Annotated in this window: 17 protein-coding genes; 10 read left to right on the top strand and 7 right to left on the bottom strand. The window is 63.2% G+C overall.

The features are described 5' to 3' along the window. Positions 1-84: 84 nt before the first annotated feature. From JKL48_RS17205 to JKL48_RS17195, 3 genes are all read right to left on the bottom strand, one after another. On the bottom strand, positions 85-2,160 hold the full coding sequence (locus JKL48_RS17205) for a T9SS type A sorting domain-containing protein (protein WP_201985224.1): 2,076 nt from the start codon (positions 2,158-2,160) through the stop codon (positions 85-87). Positions 2,161-2,588: 428 nt separating this feature from the next. Continuing rightward, positions 2,589-3,368: a hypothetical protein gene (locus JKL48_RS17200; protein WP_201985219.1), complete on the bottom strand. Its 780-nt coding sequence runs from the start codon at positions 3,366-3,368 to the stop codon at positions 2,589-2,591. 138 nt (positions 3,369-3,506) lie between these two features. Further along, entirely contained in the window at positions 3,507-4,481 is a 975-nt protein-coding gene (locus tag JKL48_RS17195; protein WP_201985217.1) for a glycoside hydrolase family 43 protein, read from the bottom strand. A gap of 267 nt (positions 4,482-4,748) precedes the next feature. Between JKL48_RS17195 and JKL48_RS17190 the strand changes: the two genes are divergently transcribed. The 4 genes from JKL48_RS17190 (at position 4,749) to JKL48_RS17175 (ending at position 9,038) form a co-directional block, all read left to right on the top strand. Next, positions 4,749-5,555: a S1/P1 nuclease gene (locus JKL48_RS17190; protein ID WP_201985209.1), complete on the top strand. Its 807-nt coding sequence runs from the start codon at positions 4,749-4,751 to the stop codon at positions 5,553-5,555. 201 nt (positions 5,556-5,756) lie between these two features. Then, positions 5,757-7,817 carry an ExeM/NucH family extracellular endonuclease gene (locus JKL48_RS17185; protein WP_201985200.1) on the top strand — a complete coding sequence of 687 codons (2,061 nt, stop codon included), beginning with the start codon at positions 5,757-5,759 and terminating at the stop codon, positions 7,815-7,817. Positions 7,818-7,991: 174 nt separating this feature from the next. Continuing rightward, the gene (locus tag JKL48_RS17180; RefSeq protein WP_201985185.1) at positions 7,992-8,522 is read left to right on the top strand and encodes an inorganic diphosphatase; all 531 of its coding nucleotides are present in this window, start codon (positions 7,992-7,994) and stop codon (positions 8,520-8,522) included. Positions 8,523-8,534: 12 nt separating this feature from the next. Continuing rightward, positions 8,535-9,038 (top strand): DUF421 domain-containing protein, encoded by a 504-nt coding sequence (locus JKL48_RS17175; protein ID WP_201985182.1) that lies wholly within the window; start codon positions 8,535-8,537, stop codon positions 9,036-9,038. Positions 9,039-9,116: 78 nt separating this feature from the next. On the opposite strand, the gene JKL48_RS17170 is transcribed toward JKL48_RS17175, so the two are convergent. Further along, positions 9,117-10,607, bottom strand: coding sequence for an amidase (locus JKL48_RS17170; RefSeq protein WP_201985180.1), 1,491 nt, complete (start codon positions 10,605-10,607; stop codon positions 9,117-9,119). Between the two features lie 287 nt (positions 10,608-10,894). On the opposite strand from JKL48_RS17170, the gene JKL48_RS17165 reads away from it, so the two are divergent. Further along, entirely contained in the window at positions 10,895-11,257 is a 363-nt protein-coding gene (locus JKL48_RS17165) for a glyoxalase superfamily protein (RefSeq protein WP_201985178.1), read from the top strand. A 6-nt stretch (positions 11,258-11,263) separates the two neighbouring features. Here JKL48_RS17165 and JKL48_RS17160 read toward each other — a convergent pair whose 3' ends face one another. After that, positions 11,264-12,817: a pectate lyase family protein gene (locus JKL48_RS17160; protein ID WP_201985176.1), complete on the bottom strand. Its 1,554-nt coding sequence runs from the start codon at positions 12,815-12,817 to the stop codon at positions 11,264-11,266. A 234-nt stretch (positions 12,818-13,051) separates the two neighbouring features. Here JKL48_RS17160 and JKL48_RS17155 point away from each other — a divergent pair, with 234 nt between their 5' ends. Continuing rightward, a complete protein-coding gene (locus tag JKL48_RS17155) occupies positions 13,052-13,537 on the top strand; it encodes a carboxypeptidase-like regulatory domain-containing protein (protein WP_201985174.1) in 486 nt (161 codons plus the stop codon). Here the strand turns inward: JKL48_RS17155 and JKL48_RS17150 are convergent. Continuing rightward, positions 13,529-13,990, bottom strand: coding sequence for a hypothetical protein (locus tag JKL48_RS17150; RefSeq protein WP_201985169.1), 462 nt, complete (start codon positions 13,988-13,990; stop codon positions 13,529-13,531). The two genes, JKL48_RS17155 and JKL48_RS17150, sit on opposite strands and share 9 nt — an antisense overlap. A 269-nt stretch (positions 13,991-14,259) precedes the next feature. Between JKL48_RS17150 and JKL48_RS17145 the strand changes: the two genes are divergently transcribed. From JKL48_RS17145 to JKL48_RS17130, 4 genes are all read left to right on the top strand, one after another. Continuing rightward, positions 14,260-15,063: an N-formylglutamate amidohydrolase gene (locus JKL48_RS17145; RefSeq protein WP_201985168.1), complete on the top strand. Its 804-nt coding sequence runs from the start codon at positions 14,260-14,262 to the stop codon at positions 15,061-15,063. Positions 15,064-15,107: 44 nt separating this feature from the next. Next, entirely contained in the window at positions 15,108-16,412 is a 1,305-nt protein-coding gene (hutF, locus tag JKL48_RS17140) for a formimidoylglutamate deiminase (RefSeq protein WP_201985166.1), read from the top strand. A 105-nt stretch (positions 16,413-16,517) separates the two neighbouring features. Then, positions 16,518-18,044, top strand: coding sequence for a DUF2271 domain-containing protein (locus JKL48_RS17135; RefSeq protein WP_201985163.1), 1,527 nt, complete (start codon positions 16,518-16,520; stop codon positions 18,042-18,044). After that, entirely contained in the window at positions 18,034-18,687 is a 654-nt protein-coding gene (locus JKL48_RS17130) for a PepSY-associated TM helix domain-containing protein (RefSeq protein WP_201985161.1), read from the top strand. Before JKL48_RS17135 ends, JKL48_RS17130 begins: the two co-directional genes overlap by 11 nt. 196 nt (positions 18,688-18,883) lie before the next feature. Here the strand turns inward: JKL48_RS17130 and JKL48_RS17125 are convergent, their stop codons facing one another. Beyond that, complete coding sequence (locus JKL48_RS17125; RefSeq protein WP_201985159.1) at positions 18,884-19,486, bottom strand: TlpA family protein disulfide reductase; 603 nt, start codon at positions 19,484-19,486, stop codon at positions 18,884-18,886. Positions 19,487-19,553: the final 67 nt, after the last annotated feature.

The raw sequence follows: 19,553 nt of genomic DNA, 5'->3' as shown, positions 1-19,553 counted from the left end.
CGCGCAAATCAAACGAATAAGCTTTCATCGGCAGAAGGTACGTCCAAATCCGTAAACTATCCTGAAATCCGCTCTAGGACGGTGCTAGAGCCGGATGAACTTCCTGCTCTGAAACTGACCCTGCGCATCCTGCCATTGCAACACGTAGAAGCCCGGCCCCAGGCCGGCAATATTCAGGCTGAGTACGTTGAGCCCGATGGGCACGATAACCGCCTGAGCCCGGACCCGCTGCCCCATCCCATTGTATATGCGAAAGATGACCGTGGTTTCGGTGGCAAGGGGGTATTGCAGCCGCAGCAGGTCGCCGGCCACGGGATTGGGGAAAATGGATACATCGGTCGCGTTGGTGCTGAGCACGGCGGGGGCCACGTTGTCCAGCGAGCCACCGGGACGCTGTAGGCGCAGGCGGTAGTAGTGCAGGCCGCCGGGCGGCTGCAAATCCACAAACTGGTATTGGCTGGCGGGCGGGCGCGGAACGGCGGTGCCCACCTGCATCCAGGCGGTGGTGTCGCCGCTCAGGCTACGCTCTACCACGAAGCCGTTGAGGAAGCATTCGTCGCGCGTGGTCCAGGCCAGCGTGACACCCCCAGCGGCTGTGTACTGGGCATTGAACCCAGTGAGCGGGGCGGGCAGCAGGGCGGGGCCGCCGCAGCCCAGGTTTTTGAAGCTGCGCCCCCGCAGCACCTGCCGCCCGCCGGCCACGTCGCTGATGGCATTAAGGGCGCGCGTATTCTGGCCACGGGCCACGGCGTAGTGCATCACCGCGCCGGGCAAAATGAGGTGGCTGAGCTGCTGGGCGTGGCCCAGCTCGTGCACGGCCACCGATTCAAAATCTATCTGCCCGAGGGATGCCAACGCCAGCGCCGGTCCAAACTGCCACACGGTCGCGTCGTCGAACTGCATGTCGATTTCCTTCACCCAGAACACGACTTCGCCGCTGGGGGCGAAGCAACCGCTGTAGTAGCTGGTGGTGCGGCCCAGCACCTGCGCCGGCAACTCAGAACCATTGTCGAAGGCTACCACGCTTTGGCCATCGTCGGCAATGGTGTTGGCGGCGTTGGTGGTGCCCGTGTCCCAGTTCATGCCGGTGTTGCAGCGCCAGGTGGCCAGGGCGCGCTGCCAGGCCGCCGCCGGGCTGGCCGAGAAGTTGGGGCCGAAGCGAAAGGTGATGCCGCCCGTGGTGTTGAGCGCCACGTGGTTGGGGCGCTGCAGGTACTTGCCGTCGGTGCTTTCGACGGTGGTAAGGGCATAAACGACCGTGACGGGCGTAGCGCTTTCGACCACCAGCTGGTCGGAAGTGGTGATGCGCAGCAGGCCGGAGCCGGCCGGGTGGCCGTTGCTGACGGGGCTGCCGCCGCTAGCCGTCGTGGGCACGCGCACTTGGATGCGGGTAGTGGTCCAGGTCAGGTAGTCGGCGTCGCGGGCTTTTACGCGGGTGGCGCCGCCGTCGTCGGCGTTTTTAAACTCAACAAAGCCGCTGCCCCGGCTGCTGCCAAAGCCGTCGCCCGTGATGGTGAGCACGGCGTCGGTGCCGGCCGGCAGGCTGGTGGGCGCAAAGCCGGCAATGGTGGGAGCCAGCGTGCCCCGCCGCGCCGTGCGGCTGGCCGGCGCCGCCAGGGCCGGATTGGGAAGGAGTTGCTGCTGCGGCTGGCCGGTGAGCTGCGCGATGCCCTGATAAAAACCGGCATCAATTGCCGGATAGGTTCGGAACGGTTCGGCCGCCGTGCGCTCGGCCAGGTTGTATTCGATGAAACCCTGCTCGCTGCCGAAGGGCGTGTACGCCCGTCCCGCAGTGGCGGGGAGGCCGGGCCAAGGAGCCCGCGTCAGAAAGAAAACGCCCTGCTGGCCCGGCACAAGCCGCAGGGTGTTGGTGAGAATTTGCTGGTCGAGGCCGAGCCGGCCGCCTTCGGTGATGAGTGCGAGGGCGGTGGTATCGGCCACCTGGCCTTTTAGCAGGGAAAACACCCGCAGCCGATGCCGGGTGAACAGCCGGCCGTGACGGGCATCCCAGAAGCCTTGCGTGTCGAGCACTTCGGCTTCGACCACCAAAGTAGCCTGCCGGGCCCGCACAGCGGGCTCCAGCGGCTGCATCAGACAGTGCAGCTCGGGCGCCTGCCCCTGCGCCGAATGCGGCACGGCCAGGCAGAAGCCCAACGCCAACCCAACCCAACAACCGATACTCCGAAGCGAAGGCAATGCAAGCGGCATAGAAAAGCAAGAAAAACAGGTGCCGTCGAAGATACGGAAAACTAGCTGCCAGCAAACGAGTGGGCGTGCAGAGGCAAGCAAATAAAACGGGGCCGTCCTGTAAAAGAAAGACGTCCTGCTAATCTTGTCGAAGCATCCCGCGTGCAGTAGTGAATCTGATTATTTGCGCAGTAGAGATGCTTCGACAAGCGCAGCAGGACGTGCTGATTGAACTGCTTTAGCGGCTGTTTGAATTGATAAGAACGGTCATGCAGAGCGCAGCGAAGCATCTTTACCGCAATAGTAAACCTGATTACTAGTGCGGTGAAGATGCTTCGCTGCGCTCTGCATGACCATTTCATTGAATTTTTAGCTAACTCAAACAGCTTCTTAGCGGCTTATCATTCCGTTGGATTGTGCCGGCTACCGGTTTCTCCCACCTCGCGCGCCTGCTGGTGGCGCAACCGGTGCTGGCGCCAGTCGCGCCAGATAACGCCCACGAACACATTGAGCCGGTAGCTGAAATAGGGCCCGTCGAAATCTTCTTTGTAATCGATTTCGAGCACCGACTTTCGGTAGCCCGCGCTGCCGCTCACCCCTACCCAGCGCAGGGGCTTGACGAGCACAGCCAAGCCCGCCTCGACGGGCACAAACCAGCCGCGGCTATCGTTGTGGGCCGTGCCATTCTGGTCAGTTTCGTAGTAATGGCTGCGGCCCAGCCCGGCCTCCAACGGCACACTCACCTCCAGCCAGGAACGCTGAAACAGGACGTAGCTGACGTTGGGGGTGAAATAAGTGAGGCTGAGATGAGGCGTGAGGGTATCGACGACTTTCTTGGTGCGTTTGCCGTTCTTGTACTGGTACACGTAAAGGTCGGCGTAGTTGCGGCTGAGGGTGTAGCCGCCCATTCCCAGACGCCAGCGCCGGCCGGGCAGCACCACGCCCGCGTTGAGGCCAATGATGCGCACGGCCGATGACTGCACGAAGGATTCGCGGTTGTCGAGCGACAGCACAAAGCCCACGCGGCGGGGCGCTGGGGCAGCCGGGCAGGGCCCGTCATCCGGCGCATGCGCCCTGGCCGAATCAGCAGAGGTCGTTGGCTGGCCCTGCACAGCCAACGGCCCCATCAGCAACCCTGCCCAAAGTCCTACCTGCTGCAATTCACCAAGCAACAGCCTCATCCAGCAACCAACATAATTCCGGTAGAAAGTATTTCGCATAAGCCCTCACGAGACGCTACCTGCTTTGTGCCCCAGCACGGTACAGACTGCGAAATATACCGTGGGTTTAGTGAAGCGCAGGTGTAAAAGTTGGGACTACTAGCCTACCGGTGCGGGCTGGGGTTGCCTGGTGGGGGCATCGGCGGCTACCACGGGCCAACCGTCAAGGTAGGTGAGGCGCTCGAGGATGAGCACGCGGCGCGAGTAGCCTTCCGAATCATCGATGGCATCGAAGGTGGGCTGGCGCGGGTCGATGGCGTGGCAGGCCAGCCAGTCCTGGCCGGCGGCGTCGGTCACCACGCAGTTGTGGCCGGGCGCGTGCCAGTGGGCATTGGCGGCGAGCAGGGCGGCGTGGGGGTTGGCGGTGGCTTCGGCGTAGGTTTCGAAGGGGCCGGTGGCGTGGCGGGCGCGGGCCACCAGCACGGCGTAGTGCGCGTGCGGCCCGCAGCAGTTATCGCCCGACATAAACAGGTAGTACCACCCGTCCCGGTGGTGCACCCAGGCCGCTTCGATGAGGCGGTGGTAGTCGGCAGCGTCGTGCGATGCGCTGGGGTGCACCAGCGCCCGCGCCACGCTGCCTGGCCGGAAGCCGAGCCGGTCTTCGGCCAGCTCGCGTACCCAGATGGGGCCAAAGCCCGAGCCCCAATACAGCAGCCGCTGCCCGGTAGCGGGGTCGTCGAACGCCATGGGGTCGATGCAGGTGAAACCGGTGCCGGGCAGCAGGGGCTGGCCGCTGTCGACGAAAGGGCCGGCGGGAGCTTCGGCCACTGCCACGGCCAGGCCGAGGGAGTCGGCCCCGTCGGGCCGGGCCGAGTAGTAGAGGTAGTAGCGCCCGCCGTGCTCGCTCACGTGCGGGGCCCATATTTTCTGGCTCAGGCGGGCCCATTGGGGCTTTTCGGGCAGGCCTTCGCCCAGGTATTCCCATTCTACCAGGTTTTGCGAACGCGCTACCTGCAGGTTGATGATGACGCCCTGCCGCTTGGTTTGCGTGCCGTAGGCATAGTACCAGCCATCGGCGGCCCGAATGAGCGTAGGGTCCGGGAAATTGTCGTCAATGATGGGGTTGGTGTACATAGGCAGGGTGCAGGGTGCAGGGTGCAAAAGAACGTCATGCTGAGCGCAGCCGAAGCATCTCTCCCGCTTCGTTGAACAACGCTGAAGAAGCGGGAGAGATGCTTCGGCTGCGCTCAGCATGACCGTTTGTTCCTTCACTGCTCAATGGTCATTATGGAAAATTAGGCCACAACACAACTACGCCTATTTGCCGGCGCCGGGGAGTAGCTTTGTGGTCCTGCTAGTCAAAAGCAGGGCATGTTTACTGCATCTCGTCCTTTCTTGTGTATGTTTCGAAATCTTGTTGTGCTGCTGGCCCTGTCTTGTGCCCCGTTTAGCCTGCTGGCCTGGGGCGTAGTGGGCCACCGTGCCGTGGCGCGCATCGCCGAGAACCACCTCACCGCCCACACCCGCCACGAAGTGGCCAGCCTGCTGGGCCCCGAAACCATGCCGCTGGCCAGCATCTGGCCCGATGAGGTGCGCTCCGACCCGCAGTACAGCTACACGGCGCCCTGGCACTACCTCAACGTGGCGTCCGGGCTCGATTTTGCGGGTTTTGTGGCCCAGCTCAACGGCGACGCGCCTGCGGCCAATGCCTACGGCGCCCTGCTGCAAGCCCGCAAAGACCTGAAAGACCCCGCCAAAACCACCGACGAAAAGCGCGTGGCCCTCAAGTTCCTCATTCATCTGGTGGGCGATATTCACCAGCCCCTGCACGTGGGCCACGGCGAGGACAAGGGCGGCAACGACATCAAAGTGACCTGGCGCAGCAAGGAAGAAACCAACCTGCACAGCGTGTGGGACTATGCGCTGGTGGAATACCCCGGCTTTAGCTTCACGGAGATGGCGGCGGCCTACGACCACGCCACGCCCGCCCAAATCAAGCAATGGCAGAAGGACGACATGCGCACTTGGGCCTTCGAGTCGTACCAGCTCTGCGGGCCAATCTACGCGGCCGCCGCGGCCAACCCCAAGTTCGACTGGCACTTCTACCCCACCTTCGGCCCCACCATGGAAGAGCGGATTCTGAAGGCCGGCATCCGGCTGGCCGGCGTGCTCAATGAGCTGTTCGACAAAGGCAGCAAGGTGGGCTGAGGGTTGGTCAATGCCCGTAATAAAACGTAATTTGTTAGCCCGTCATGCAGAGCGTAGCGGAGCATCTTGCGTGCAGTAGTAAACCAATCCATTCAGTTACTACTACAAGCGAGATGCTTCGCTGCGCTCTGCATGACGGGCTAACGGCTTCTTGGACTGACAGCCCACCTTGTCTTCGCACCTTCTTACTCCTCAGCTTCTGTGAAAAAGCTATACCCCTTCCTGCTGGCCCTGGCCACGACGCCGGCCGTCGCCCAAACCATCACGCCCATCGGCACCATTCAGGGCACGGGCGAAACGGCCACGGCGGGCGCCTACATCATCGATGCCGTGGTGACGGCTACTTACCCCAACCTGAGTCCGGCCGGCTTCTACGTGCAAAACGAGGCGGCCGACGCCGACGGTAACCCTGCCACTTCCGATGCCCTGTTTGTGGTGTACCCCAACGCCACGGTGGCCGTGGGCGCCAAGGTGCGCGTGAGCGGCACGGTGAGCGAAGCCCCCGGCGCCCCCTCCTTTGGGCAGGCCGTGATGACGGACGCGTCGGTGTCGGTGACGGAAGGCGGCCACGCGCTGCCGGCGGCGGCCGTGCTTACCAATGCCACGTTTTCGGCGGCGGCGCTGGAGCGGTACGAGGGCATGCTGGTGCAGTTTTCGGCCACGCTCACGGTGACCGATATGTACAACCTGAAATCGCGCGGCGAGCTCACGCTTTCCACCGCCGGCCTGGCCTACCAGCCCACCCAATTCATCGACCCCAACGACAACCCCGCCACCGGCATCAGCAGCACCGGCACCAGCAACCTGGCCGCCGTGAAAGCCTACCAGGCCGCCAACGAAGCCAAAACCCTGCTGCTGGATGACGGCAGCTTGGCCTCTAACCCCAAGCCCGTGCCCTACCTCGACGCCACGCTGCACACCGTGCGGGTGGGCAGCACCGTGGCCAACCTGCGCGGCATCATGGGCTTTGGCTACGGCAAGTGGCGCCTGCAGCCCCTGCCCGGCGCCGATGCGCCCAAGCTGCGCACCACCCGCCCCACGGTGCCCAGCTTCGGGCCGCTCGATGTGAAGCTGGCCAGCTTCAACGTGCTCAATTACTTCAACGGCGACGGCGCGGGCGGCGGCTTCCCCACGGCCCGCGGGGCCAAAACGCCCACCGACTTTGCCCGGCAGCGCAGCAAAATCCTGGCCGCCCTCTCCGAGATGAACGCCGACGTGGTGGGCCTCACCGAAATTGAGAACGACGGCACCGGCCCGGCCTCGGCAATTCAGGACCTGGTGAATGGTCTGAACGAGGTGATGGGGGCCAATACCTACACCTTCGTGAACGACGGCGGCGCCACCCAGCAGCCCAACAACACCGACGTTATTCACTGCGCCATCATTTACAAGCCAAAGGCGGTGACGCCGCTGGGGCCGGCCCTGGTGGCCACGACCACGGGCGTATTTGAGCGCCCGCCGCTGGCCCAGCTCTTCATCATCAAGCGCCAGGCCCGCCCCGACACGCTGGCCTTCATCGTCAACCACTTCAAATCGAAAGGCAGCGGTACCGGGCCTGATGCCGACCTGAACGATGGCCAGGGCGGCTCCAACAACCGCCGCCGGCAGCAGGCCAAGGCGCTGGTGCAGTTCATCACCAAAACCGTGATGCCGGCCGGGGCGACCAAAGTGGTGAGCGCCGGCGACTACAACGCCAACTACGAGGAAGACCCCATCGACATGCTGCGGGCGGCCGGGCTGGTGCCGGCCACGCCGCCCATTAGCGCGTCTTATGTGTTTAAGGGCCTCACCGGCTCGCTCGACCACGCCGTGGTAACGCCGAATTTAATTGGATTCCTGGACGTGCAGAAGTGGCACATCAATTCGTTTGAGCCGTATTTTCTGGAGTACGACGTAGCCGGCGATGCCACCGACACCAGCAGCCCCTTCCGCTGCTCCGACCACGACCCGGTGCTCATTGGGGTAAACTTTTCCGGCATCAGCAACGCCTGGACCGAGACGAGCTCCAACCGTCTGTTTGTGTATCCTAACCCCGCCGCCGGCCCGCAGCGGTTTACGCTGGACAAGATTCCGGCCAGCGCCGGCCAGCTTTCGCTCGATTTCTCACTGCCCCAGGGCGGCCGGCTGCTGTCGCTGCGCGGCTCGGCCGCCATGCTGCAAAGCCAGCTCAACCGCTACACCACTTTCCTGGCCCCCGGCATCTACCTGCTCAAAGTGCGCGGCACCAAATTCGAGCAAACCCAGCGCGTGATGAAGGAGTAGCGGACTTTGCTCGCTGAGTTGCTTAAGTGAGAAGGTAGGAAGGTCATGCAGCGCGCAGCGAAGCATGACGGCCTAGTAGTTATCCGGAGACTTTTCCTCCTGCCCAAGCTGCGCCGTAGTAACATTGCCGCAACATCGTTCGTCATAATCGGGACCCATTCGTGCTTCCCTGCTATGACGACGACTTCTTTGCTTGACCTGCCGTCCCGCGTGCCCCACTCGCGCAAGCGCGTGCATGTGGTGGTTGAAACGCCCAAAGGTGGCCGCAACAAGGTTGCTTTTGATGCCGACTTGCAGGCCTTCAAGCTGAAGGGCGTGCTGCCCGAAGGCCACAGTTTTCCTTACGATTTCGGCTTTATACCATCCACTAAAGCGGAGGATGGCGACCCGCTCGACGTGCTGCTATTGTTGGACGCGCCCACATTTTCGGGCTGCGTGGTGGAAGCCCGCCTCATTGGGGCCCTCGAAATTGCGCAGGAAGAAAAGGACGGCCGCACCGTGCGCAACGACCGCCTGCTGGCCGTGGCGGCCGACTCGCGGGAGCACAAAAGCATTCACACCCTCAACGACCTGCCCAGCGACACGCTGCACGAAATCGAGCACTTTTTTATCTCCTACAACGAGGTCAAAGGCCAAACCCTGACCGTACTGCACCGCGTGGGCCCCGAGCGGGCGCACAAGCTGTTACGCCGCGCCCAATCTTAACCGTTGCACACCATGGAAAGCTTTTGGGACACCCTATTTGGACCGCATGCTGACTCGCACACCATCACGGCGCTGCAAATGACGGTTCGCTCGGTGCTGGTATTTTTTGCTGTGCTGGCGCTGCTGCGCGTATCGGGCAAGCGCACATTTGGCGCCAACACGGCTTTTGATATGATTGTGAAAATCATGCTGGGTGCCGTGATGAGCCGCGCCGTGGTGGCGGCCTCGCCGTTTTGGGGCACTATGTTGGCGGGCTTTGTGCTGGTGGGGCTGCACCGGCTGCTGGCGTGGGGTGCGTTTCACAGCCCGCTCGTTGGGCGGCTGGTGAAGGGCGAGGGCGTGGTGCTGGCCGATAATGGCCAGCTCAACCGCGAAAACCTGCGGCGCAACAACCTCACCGACGATGACCTGCTCGAAGGCCTGCGCGAAAACGCCAACCTGGCCTCCGTGGAGCAAGCCCAAACCGTGCGCCTTGAACGCGACGGCAGCATCAGCGTGGTGAAGCAGCAGGAGTAGCGCGAACTTTGTAGTTCACGTCCCCGCGCCATTAAAATCGTTCGCCCTCGGTCAGGGACGCGAACTACAATGTTCGCGCTACAAATTCGGCCGCTTCGCAAACCACGGCCGGGCCTGTTCCAACTGCCCGGCCAGCCGGAACAGCACGTCTTCCGCGCCCAGCTTGGCAATGAACTGCACGCCGCAGGGCAGCCCCTCGGCCGTCCAGTGCAGGGGCACCGACATGGCGGGCTGGCCCGTGAGGTTGGCCACCTGCGTGTAGGGCGTGCGTTCCAGGTTTTGCTCGGCCAGCTTCTCCACGATGCCGGAGCGGCGAATGAGGCCGCCCAGCCCGAAGGTGTTCACCAGCTTGAGCAGCTTTTGCTCCAGCGGCTTGGGCTGCAGCTCGCCAATGCGCACGGGCGGCGTGGCCAGCGTAGGCGTCAGGAGCAGGTCGTAGGTTTGGTGGAAGCGGCCCATGCGGCGGGCGCTGTCGTTCCAGGTGTGGCGGGCGGCGGCGAAGTCGGCGGCGGTGTAGGTGCGGCCCAACAGGCCCAGCAGCCAGGTGGTGGGCTCCACATCGGCCGGCCGGGCGGGGCGGCCCAGGTGCTTGGCCAGGGCGGCAATGTTGGCCCCGGTTTCGCCAAAGTACAGCATCAGAAATGCCGAGGCCACGGCCCGGCCATCAAAAGGCAGCGGCACTTCTTCCACCTCATGCCCCAGGCTTTCAAGCAGCTTTGCGGCTTCCCGCACGGCCGTGGCGCAGTCCGGGTGCAGCGCACTACCCAGCGGGTGGCCCAGGCTGAAGCCAATGCGCAGCCGGCCGGGCTCCCGGCTGACTTCTTCGAGATAGGGCCGGGCGGGGTTGGGTAAGAAGTAGGGCGCCCCCGCGTCGGGCCCGCCAGTGGCATCGAGCAGCGCGGCGCTGTCGCGCACCGAGCGGCTGAGGACGTGCTCCACAGCCGCGCCCTGCCACTTCTCGCCCTGCTCGGGCCCGGTGGGCACCCGGCCCCGGCTCGGCTTCAGCCCAAACAGCCCACAACACGCCGCTGGAATTCGGATAGAGCCGCCGCCGTCGCCCGCGCCCGCTACGGGCACAATGCCCGCCGCCACGGCCGCCGCCGCCCCGCCGCTGCTGCCGCCGGGCGTGTGCGCCAGGTTCCAGGGGTTGCGGGCGGGGCCGTACAGCGCCGGCTCGGTCACGCCCATGAGGGCAAATTCGGGGGTGTTGGTTTTGCCCAGCATGTTGAGGCCGGCAGCCTGCCAGCGGCGCACCAGCTCGGCGTCTTCCTTCGGCACGAAACCGCGCAGGGCCCGGCTGCCCGAAGTGTGCGGCACGCCCGCGTACTGCGCCCCAAAATCTTTGAGCAAAAACGGCACGCCGCCCAACGGGCCAGCCGGCAGTCCGGCCGCCGCCCGCTGCCGGGCAGGCTCGTAAAGCGGAAGAATAATGGCATTGATGCGCGGGTTCACGGCCTCGGCGCGGGCAATGGCGGCGGCGCACAGCTCAGCTGCCGTGAGCTGGCCACCACGTACCAGCGCCGCCATTTCCAGTCCATCGAGCTGGTCGTATTCAGCAAAAGAAAGCATTCCCTAAAGGTAGCCGCTCCCCGGCTTGCGGCCAGCGGTCCGGCATGGGTCCACACGCGGCGGCGCAGTAGCCACAGCGCGGCGTCAGGTTAATGGTCAGTGCCAATTAATTCCGCCCGGTCGGACGCCTAGGGCGTCGGACCGGGCGGAATCGATTCTCTAACCAGCTTCACAATAACTCGACCGGAATGCCAATAACTCGGCAATTTTCTTTACCTTACCGTGATTTAACAGCATTATACTCGGAATTTCGCCGCTCCAGCCTCCGTATGTTTCTGACCACTTACATGGTGACTCCGGTTTTCAGCATCTCTGATTACTCACAAGCCCTTGATTTTTACATTGGCTGGCTGGGTTTTAGCGTGGACTGGGAGGACAAGCAGAAGCAGGGGCCCGTGTACCTGCAAGTGTCGCGGGGCGAAATCGTACTGCACCTCACCGACTACCAGGGCCAGAGTAGCCCCGGCGCCAAAGCCCGGGCCGAAGTGTACGGCCTGCCGTCCTACCATCGCCAGCTGCTAGGCAAAAACTACCCCACCCGCCCCGTCTTGAAACCCGCTTACTGGAACAACCGGGTACTGGAAATGGAAGTCTTTGACCCTTTTGGCAACTGCCTTGTTTTCTGCGAGCTGGCCATACTGCCCATGTAGCGGCGCTTATTTTTTCGTGGGCATCACCGGTTTTTTCAGCGGAACGCCTGCTTTGCTTGCGGGGGCCGCGGGCGTTTTCGCGGGAGCCATAGCCACCGGCACGAGGCTGTTCAGGTAATTTTCGAGGTTGGTGTAGCCGTTGGGGGCCTGCAGAGCGCGGTCGGCAGCGCTGGCCGGGTTCAGGCCGTGGGCTTTTTCCCAGGCGTCGGGCATGCCGTCGTGGTCGGCATCGGCCGGGGCCGGGGCCGATTTGAGCACCGGCCAGGCTTTTTGCGATACGCTGTAGGGCGTGCCATGGGGGTAGTGCCCCTGCACGTCGATGACGGTGCCCGTGCCGGAGCGCACCTCCCGCACAATGCGCTGGTCCAGCGTGTCGCGCACCGGCCGAATGGCGCCGACACTCTGCAACACCGCCTCGTAAGCCGCCGGCGCGGCCTGCAGCGCCACCGGCCCCAGCCCGAACGGCTTGGTAACTTTCGAGAGCGCCGTGTCGGCGGCCGTGCCGCCGTTCATCACCACGCCGCTCCAGTTGTGGGCCGTGACGGCCGGCGCGCCCACCACGTAGTTGCCGGTCAGGTAGAACTTGCCGTAGGGCAGGCGCCCTTTTTCCTTGTCAATCTTGTAGGGGTTGAGCACCTGGGCCTTCACGCGCGGGCTGGTGCTGGGGCCGGGCTTGTAGTAGTTGTTGACGATGTTGTAGTTGCCGCCTTCGCCGGCGTACACGTTGTTTTCGCCCCAGTTGTAGATGACGTTGTTGCTGAAATCGCAATTCTCAAAGCCTGCCGGGTGGGTGTAGCGGCTGCCATTGAAGCGCGGCGTACGGTTTTTGCAGTGCGCAAACAGGTTGTGGTGGAACGAGGAGTGCTGCCCGCCCCAAATGCCGCCGAACCCGTGCCGCTCGTAGTCGGTATCGCCCTTTTCGTAGTGGTAGGAGTAGTTCAGCGGCTCGGCAATGAGGTTCCATTGCAGCGTGGTGCTGTCGCCCTCGTACACCGACAGCACCTCGTCAGTACTCCAGCTCATCGAGCAATGGTCCACAATGAGGTGGTTGTTGCGCGTGCCGCCAAAGGCGTCGTCGCCGCCCGCGCCGTCCACGAAGCCGCCGTTCTGGTTTTTGTCGCCCATCCGGAAGCGCATGAAGCGCACAATCACGTTATCGGCGTGCACCGTCACGGGGTAATCGGCCAGGCAAATGCCTTCGCCGGGCGCCGTTTGGCCCGCAATGGTGGTGTTGGGCTTGTTGATGGAAAGCGGCGACAGCAGGTGAATGGTGCCCGACACCCGAAACACAATGGTGCGCGCCGGAGCCTTGGCCGCGTTCAGCTGCACGGCGTAGCGCAGGCAGCCGGGCTTGTTGTCGTCGAGCAGGTTGGTGACTTCCAGCACCGTGGTGGACACGGCGGCCGTGCCCCGGCCGCCCGTGGTGAACCGCCCCGCGCCCTCGGCCCCCGGAAACGCCACCAGGCCCTGTGCCCGGCCGGCACCCGCCGCCAGCAGCAACCCCAATCCACCTAAAATGGGTGCTAAGCGCACACGAAAACCGTTGAAGAATGTCATCATGAAAAAGAAATAAAACACCAACTTACTAGCAGGCGCGTGAACCGGCCATGAAACCGGCAGATTGGTGCAGAAAAAAATAGCGCCAACTGCCTAACGTGGCTATGCGTTGCGACCGTATCGGCTTAGGCCGGTTTGAAATCCAATAAATTAACAAAAAAAGACGGTTTTGGCGTAAAATTTAATTATTAAGCGGTATCTTCACATTCTCCCTCCGCCATCGTCAGTCATTTCCTTATGCGTCCTTTATTCTTCCTTGCAGTTGCGGTGGCCACTACGGTAGGCAGTGCCCGAACCGCGGCGGCCCAAAGCGCAAGCACCCTTCCGCCGCCGTCCAGCAGCACGCAGGAGCAGCTAGCGCTGTCGGCACGGCCCACGGCCAGCCCCGCTGAGCGGCCCATGCGTTTGGCCTGCGCGCCCCTCATCGGCCGGATATTCGAGCCCAACGGCGAGCCCCTGGTCGGCGCCACGCTGCTTGTTAAGGGAACGCACGAAGTGTACGTCACCGATTCGGAAGGGAAATTTCAGCTCACCCAAACGGTGTACCAGGGCCAGGTCCTGACGGTGGGTGCCGCCGGCTACATTCCGCAGGAGGTATCGCTCGACGACTGCACGCTGCCCCGCGTGGTGCTGGCCCTGGACCCCACCGCGCGCATCCGGCGCAGCGGCAAGCGGGCCGGGCAGGTGGTCCGCCTCAACAACCGCAGCACAACGCTAAAGTAGCGCGGGCGCGGGGCCATCGGCTTCCCGCGTGCGGCAGACCCGGAGCCATTCCATGGCCGTGTGCTCTTCGGTGAAGCGCTGCACGTGGTAGGCCCGGCCGTCGAAGTAGGTGAGCGGGGGCACCGTCTGGTCCTGCTCGATTTCGTAGAGGTGGGTGGGCATGAAGAGGTAGGCCAGAAAAACCGGGCCATGCAGGCGCTGGGGCAGCAGGGGCATGAAGTGCTCCATCATCCAGGGCGTGCTTTGCTTGGTGGCGTTATCGCGGCGGCGGGTATCAATCAGCCAGAGCCGCGCCCCTACGGCTTCGGCCTGCTCCAGTAGTCGGAAATAACCGGCCCGCAGTTCCTCGTCGGTGGGCTGGCGCAGCCACCGGCCCACCAACACCTGCAAGTCGGGCCGGTACTGGCATTGCAGGTAATCGACAACGGGGAGAGCGGGGAAGGCAGGCTGCATAAAATCAGGAACGGAATGAGGGCGCTTCGGCAACGCGACAGGAAGATACAACTGCCGGGCGCCGTTTTGCCTGAATATTTGCAACAAACAACGCCACGCCCTACCGCCGAGCTGCGCTGACTTCCTTGCGCTCCTTCGCCTTGACCTGCTAACCGCGCTATCTTAGCCCGCTGATGGGTGCGTGCCCTTTCGCGGACAGGTCGGCCGGACGAGGGTTTTCGCTCCTGGCTCGTTCGTTGCCCAGGTCCCCGCGCACCCTGCCCGTATGCATGAAGCTCTTTGAGATTACCTCAGCCGTTCCCCAGCAATTGCCCGTCGTTATCAGCGTACCGCACGCGGGCACCTACTTTCCCGACGACATCCGGGCCGAGCTGAAGCCGGACCTGCTGCCGCCCGACGATACCGACTGGTGGGTGCACCAGCTGTACGACTTTGCCACCGAGTTGGGAATTCCCATCCTGCGGGCCAATTACAGCCGCTGGGTGGTCGATTTGAACCGCAACCCCGACAGCAGCCCGCTCTACACCGACGGGCGCGTACTCACCGGGCTCTGCACCACCACCACCTTCCTGGGCGAGCCAATTTATGCGGATGAGCGCACGGCGATAACCAACGAGGAAATAGCCCGGCGCAAAGCACTCTACTTCACGCCTTACCACCAAGCCCTGCAAGAATTGCTAGATGATACCAAGGCCCGGTTCGGCAGCGTGCTGCTCTGGGACTGCCACTCCATCCGGCGCCGGGTGCCGGCCATTCACAAAGGCGCGTTCCCCGATTTAATCCTGGGCAGTGCCGACCAGATGTCGGCCGCACCGGCCCTTATTGAACGGGCATTGCACGAGCTCGGCAGCGGCTCCTATTCCCTGAGCCACAACACGCCTTTCAAGGGCGGTTTTATTACCCGGCACTTTGGCCGGCCCGACGCCCGGCAGCACGCGCTCCAACTGGAAATGTCGAAAGACGTGTACATGGACGACGCCGAACCGGAATACGCGCCGCAGCGGGCCGAGCAAATCCGGGCCGTTTTGCGCCAAACGCTGCTGGCGCTGGGCCGCGTTCTGCACCCCGCCTAACCACTTTCCTAATCCATACCAGCAGTTCCGCGCCGGCTCTCTCCATGCACTACTTCGCCTTCACTTCCCTGCTCCTCCAAGACGGCTGGCTCAGTCCTGCCTACGTCGGCGTCAATGCGCAGGGTGTTATTGAATACCTGTCGCAGGAACCGCCAGCCGAGCCCAACGCGGCCGTGCAGACGGTGAAAGGCGCCGCGCTGCCGGGCTTTCAAAACGCGCATTCGCACGCGTTCCAGTACGGCATGGCGGGCCAGGCCGAGCAGCACGCCGTGGGCACCCGCGACGATTTCTGGAGCTGGCGGGAGGCCATGTACGCCTGCGCCGAAACCTTCAGTCCCGAGCAAACCGAGCAGGTGGCTACCACTCTCTACCGGCACCTGCTGCGCAATGGCTACACGGCCGTGGTCGAGTTTCATTACCTGCACCACACCCCTACCGGCCAGCCCTACGACAACCTCGCCGAAATGGGCGAGCGCCTGATAGCCGCGGCCCGCACCGCCGGCATCAAAATCACCTTGGTGCCGGTGTTCTACCAGAAAGGCGATTTCGGCCGCGAGCCCCAGCTCCGGCAGCGGCGGTTTATCTCGCGCACCCTCGATGACTACCTGCAGCTCCTGGCCAGCAGCCACCAAGCGGTGGCCCACTACGAACGCGCCCGCCTGGGCTTTGGCGTGCATTCGTTGCGGGCCGTGGAGGCGGCCGACGTACTGGCTACCCACGCGCAGGGCCCGCGGGACTTGCCCTTTCACCTGCATGCCGCCGAGCAAACCCTGGAAGTGGAACGCTGCCAGGCCCACCTGGGCGCCCGCCCGGTTGAGTGGCTGTTGGATAACCTGCCGCTTAGCGAGCGGTTTCATCTCGTACACTGCACCCACATGACGCCCACCGAAACCGCCCGCCTGGCTCAATCGGGCGCGCAGGTTGTGCTGTGCCCCGGCACCGAGGGCAACCTGGGCGACGGCATTTTCCCGCTGGTAGACTTTGCCGCCGCCGGGGGCCACTGGTCCCTTGGCACCGACAGCCACATTAGCCTGAACCCCTTGGAGGACTTGCGTTGGCTAGATTACGGCCAGCGGCTGATTCATTGCCGGCGCAATATTTTTGCCGATGGCGCGGCCACGCTCGTCAATCAGACCTTTTTTGCGGGGCAGCAAGCCGGTGGACGCCCGGTCACCGACTACTTCGCCCTCGGCCAACCCCTCGATGCCGTGGTGTACGACCTCGACCAGCCGCTGCTGGCGCAGGCCGGCACTCAGCACCTGCTTTCCGCCATCGTTTATACTGCCGACCCCTCGGCCATTATCGGCACGTTGGTAGATGGTGCCTGGGCCTATCGGGCGGCGAAATGAACCGTTCCTGCTTTTGCGGCATTCCCCACAACAAGCGTATAGGCAAGTCCACGGCAACGCGGGGCAGCCTCGACTCATCATTAATTCGAATTTTTGCCTGACACGATGCGTGCATTTCCCAATCGAATAGCTTTCCTGCTCCTGCTACTCACGGTGCTCAGCAGCCTGGCCTTTTTGCCCCGCAAGGCGGCGAAACTCTACGTTTCCGACTATGAAAATGTGCTGGGTACTTCTTTCGAAATCAAAATAGCCGCCGACGCCGAGCCCCAGGCCGCCCAGGCCGAAGCCGCCGCGCTACGGGAAGTAGACCGCCTGAATAAAATCCTGAGCGGCTACGATGCGAGCAGCGAATTCAGCCGCTGGCTGCGCGGTGGCAAAGCGCCGGTGGCCGTGTCGCCGGAGCTGTACGAAGTGCTGGCCCTGTTTGAGCAATGGCGGGTGAAAAGCGACGGCGCCCTGGATGCCTCGGCCGAAACGATGAGCAAGCTGTGGCGAGAGGCTGCCAAGCAAAACCGCCAGCCGTCGGCCGCGCAACTGGCTGCGGCGGTGGCCGCCGTGCACCAGCAGCACTACGTGCTGAATGCACAAAACCACACCGCCCAGCGCACCAGCGACGCCCCGCTGATGCTTAACTCCTTTGCCAAAAGCTACATCATGAACAAGGCTGCCGGGGCCGCTCTGGCCACGCCCGGCGTGAGCGGCCTAGTAGTTAATATCGGCGGCGACATTCTGGTGCGCGGGGCACACGCCGAGCAAATCCGGGTGAGCAACCCGAAGGCCGATGCCGAAAACGACCTGCCGGTGGCACAGCTGCAAATCAGCGACAAAACCATTGCCACCAGCGGCAACTACCGACGCGGCGAAATGATTGGCGGCCAGTGGTATTCGCACATCATTGACCCGCGCACGGGCCGGCCGGCCAATGGCGTCATCAGTGCCACCGTGGTTGCCGACCAAGCCGCCGACGCCGGCGCCTTGGCCACCGCCCTCAACGTGCTGCCCCCCGCCGAAGGCCAGGCGCTGGTAGCGGCCGTACCAGGGGCCGAGTACATGCTCATTACCGCCGACGGCCAGCAAATTGAAAGCGCCGGCTGGAAAAGCCTCGAACTTCCTGCCGCAACACCCATCGCCACAAAGCCGGCCACCACCACCAAAGACAAGCCCTGGGATGCCGCCTACGAAGTAGCCATCAACCTGGAGCTGGCCACCGTGGAAGGCATGCGGGTGCATCGGCCCTTCGTGGCCGTGTGGGTAGTGGATGCCAAAAAACAGCCGGTGCGGCAGATTGCCCTGTGGTACAACAAGCCCCGGTGGCTGGATGAGATGCGTTTCTGGTACGCAACGTACTACGACCAGTTTTCGGCCGCCAACAGCAGCATCAGCTCAACCACCAGCGCCACCCGGTCGCCGGGCGAATACACGCTGAAATGGGACGGCAAAGACGACAAGGGCAATCTGGTGAGTCAGGGCGCCTACACGGTGTGCATTGAAGTGGCCCGCGAGCACGGCACGCACCAGCTGATGAAGCAGGAAATCAACGTCAAAAAACAGCCGCTGCATTTCGACCTGCCCGCAAACACCGAAGTAGCCTCGGCCGCCGTGGACTACCGCAAAAAGACCGATGACAAGTAACCCCGCGGCACCCAAAGCATCCGCATCAGGCACACCCGGCAAGCAGAAACAGGTATGGAAGAAGCGCACGGCGGCCTTCTCCCGCTGGCTGCACCTCTACTTGTCGATGCTGAGCTTTTTCGTGGTGCTGTTCTTTTCGGTCACGGGCCTCACCCTGAACCACGCCGACTGGTTCGACGGGCAGCAGGCCGAGAGCAAGCGCACCGGCACCATGCCCGCCGCCTGGCTCAACGCCCCGGACACCGCCAAAATAAAGAAGCTGGAAATCGTTGAGCTGCTTCGCGCCAAGTACGGCGTTCGGGGCTCGGTGAGCGACTTTCTGATGGAGGACGACCAGTGCTCGGTTTCCTTCAAAGGGCCCGGCTACAGCGCCGATGCGTTTATCAATCGTCAGGACGGCACCTTCAAGCTAACCGAGCTTCGGCTGGGCCTGGTGGCCGTGCTGAACGACCTGCACAAAGGCCGCGACAGTGGCACCGGCTGGAGCTGGATGATTGATATTTCGGCCGTTTTCTTGGTTCTGGTGTCGATAAGCGGCCTGGCTATGCTCTTTTTTCTCAAGAACAAACGGGTCAAAGGCGTATTGGTGGCCATAGTTGGCGGCATTGTTTGCTACCTCATCTACGCGCTTTGGGTGCCCTAGAGCGGTTTCGGTATCAGTATACAGTCCGAAGCAGCGGCAGTAGTAGCGCGAACTTTGTGGTTCGCGTACCTGCTCCGTTAAAGAAGGTCAAACGGCGTGGCGACGCGAACTACACAGTTCGCGCTATTATGCAGCGACCCCGAAACTGCTCTAAATGAGTAGAAACGCAAACGCCTGCCTGTTAGCGGCAGAAGGCTTACCGAACTGATTTCGCCAACTGCTCCAGCGAGGCTTTGAATTCCGGGGTGTCGTATTCGGCCATCCCATCGTGGCGGGCCGCCACCTGCCCGTTGGGACCCAGGATGACGGTGGACGGGATGGAATTAGAATCGAAAGGCGCGGGCAGGTTGCCGGTACGCAGGTACACCGGAAAAGTGTAGCCATGGCTTTGCACAAACTTCCGGGCCTTGGCCGCGTCGTCGTCGAGGGAGAGCATCACGAAGGCGATTTTCGAGTGGTCAACTTTCTTATATAGGGCTTCGATGCCCGGCATTTCGGCGCGGCAGGGCGGGCACCAGCTGGCCCACAGGTTCACAAATACCACCTTGCCTTGCAGGTCACGCAGGTTCACGGGCTTGCCGTCGAGCGTGGCCATGGGCAGGTTGTGGGGGTATGGCGCGCTGCTGGTGAGCACCACCGGTATTTCGGCGGCGGGCGTGGCAGGTGCAGCGGCGTTCCAGAGGCCGGTGGCCAGCAGGCCGCGCTGCAAGCCCCCCAGCACAATGGGGCGCAGCGGCGTGAGCAGTACAAGGGCCAACAGGGCCAGCGGCAGCCAGGAAGTGAGGGTCTTGCGGTTCATGGTTGGAGAAACAGCGGAGTGTTAGGAAAGGCTGCGAGGCGGCCGGGCGCGGCAGCAAAAAATGAGC

Source organism: Hymenobacter rubidus, from assembly GCF_016734815.1.
Classification (GTDB): Bacteria; Bacteroidota; Bacteroidia; order Cytophagales; family Hymenobacteraceae; genus Hymenobacter; species Hymenobacter rubidus.
Note: the sequence above shows the minus strand (reverse complement) of the source record. Positions and strands in the feature narration are given on the sequence as shown.

Excerpts from the sequence above, each read along its gene's own strand:
- JKL48_RS17195 (WP_201985217.1), bottom strand. The coding sequence starts at position 4,481 with ATGTACACCAACCCCATCATTGACGACAATTTCCCGGACCCTACGCTC.
- JKL48_RS17145 (WP_201985168.1), top strand. The coding sequence starts at position 14,260 with ATGAAGCTCTTTGAGATTACCTCAGCCGTTCCCCAGCAATTGCCCGTC.
- JKL48_RS17135 (WP_201985163.1), top strand. The coding sequence starts at position 16,518 with ATGCGTGCATTTCCCAATCGAATAGCTTTCCTGCTCCTGCTACTCACG.
- JKL48_RS17160 (WP_201985176.1), bottom strand. The coding sequence starts at position 12,817 with ATGATGACATTCTTCAACGGTTTTCGTGTGCGCTTAGCACCCATTTTA.
- JKL48_RS17125 (WP_201985159.1), bottom strand. The coding sequence starts at position 19,486 with ATGAACCGCAAGACCCTCACTTCCTGGCTGCCGCTGGCCCTGTTGGCC.
- JKL48_RS17170 (WP_201985180.1), bottom strand. The coding sequence starts at position 10,607 with ATGCTTTCTTTTGCTGAATACGACCAGCTCGATGGACTGGAAATGGCG.
- JKL48_RS17190 (WP_201985209.1), top strand. The coding sequence starts at position 4,749 with ATGTTTCGAAATCTTGTTGTGCTGCTGGCCCTGTCTTGTGCCCCGTTT.
- JKL48_RS17150 (WP_201985169.1), bottom strand. The coding sequence starts at position 13,990 with ATGCAGCCTGCCTTCCCCGCTCTCCCCGTTGTCGATTACCTGCAATGC.
- JKL48_RS17130 (WP_201985161.1), top strand. The coding sequence starts at position 18,034 with ATGACAAGTAACCCCGCGGCACCCAAAGCATCCGCATCAGGCACACCC.
- JKL48_RS17175 (WP_201985182.1), top strand. The coding sequence starts at position 8,535 with ATGGAAAGCTTTTGGGACACCCTATTTGGACCGCATGCTGACTCGCAC.
- JKL48_RS17155 (WP_201985174.1), top strand. The coding sequence starts at position 13,052 with ATGCGTCCTTTATTCTTCCTTGCAGTTGCGGTGGCCACTACGGTAGGC.
- hutF (WP_201985166.1), top strand. The coding sequence starts at position 15,108 with ATGCACTACTTCGCCTTCACTTCCCTGCTCCTCCAAGACGGCTGGCTC.
- JKL48_RS17165 (WP_201985178.1), top strand. The coding sequence starts at position 10,895 with ATGGTGACTCCGGTTTTCAGCATCTCTGATTACTCACAAGCCCTTGAT.
- JKL48_RS17200 (WP_201985219.1), bottom strand. The coding sequence starts at position 3,368 with ATGAGGCTGTTGCTTGGTGAATTGCAGCAGGTAGGACTTTGGGCAGGG.
- JKL48_RS17180 (WP_201985185.1), top strand. The coding sequence starts at position 7,992 with ATGACGACGACTTCTTTGCTTGACCTGCCGTCCCGCGTGCCCCACTCG.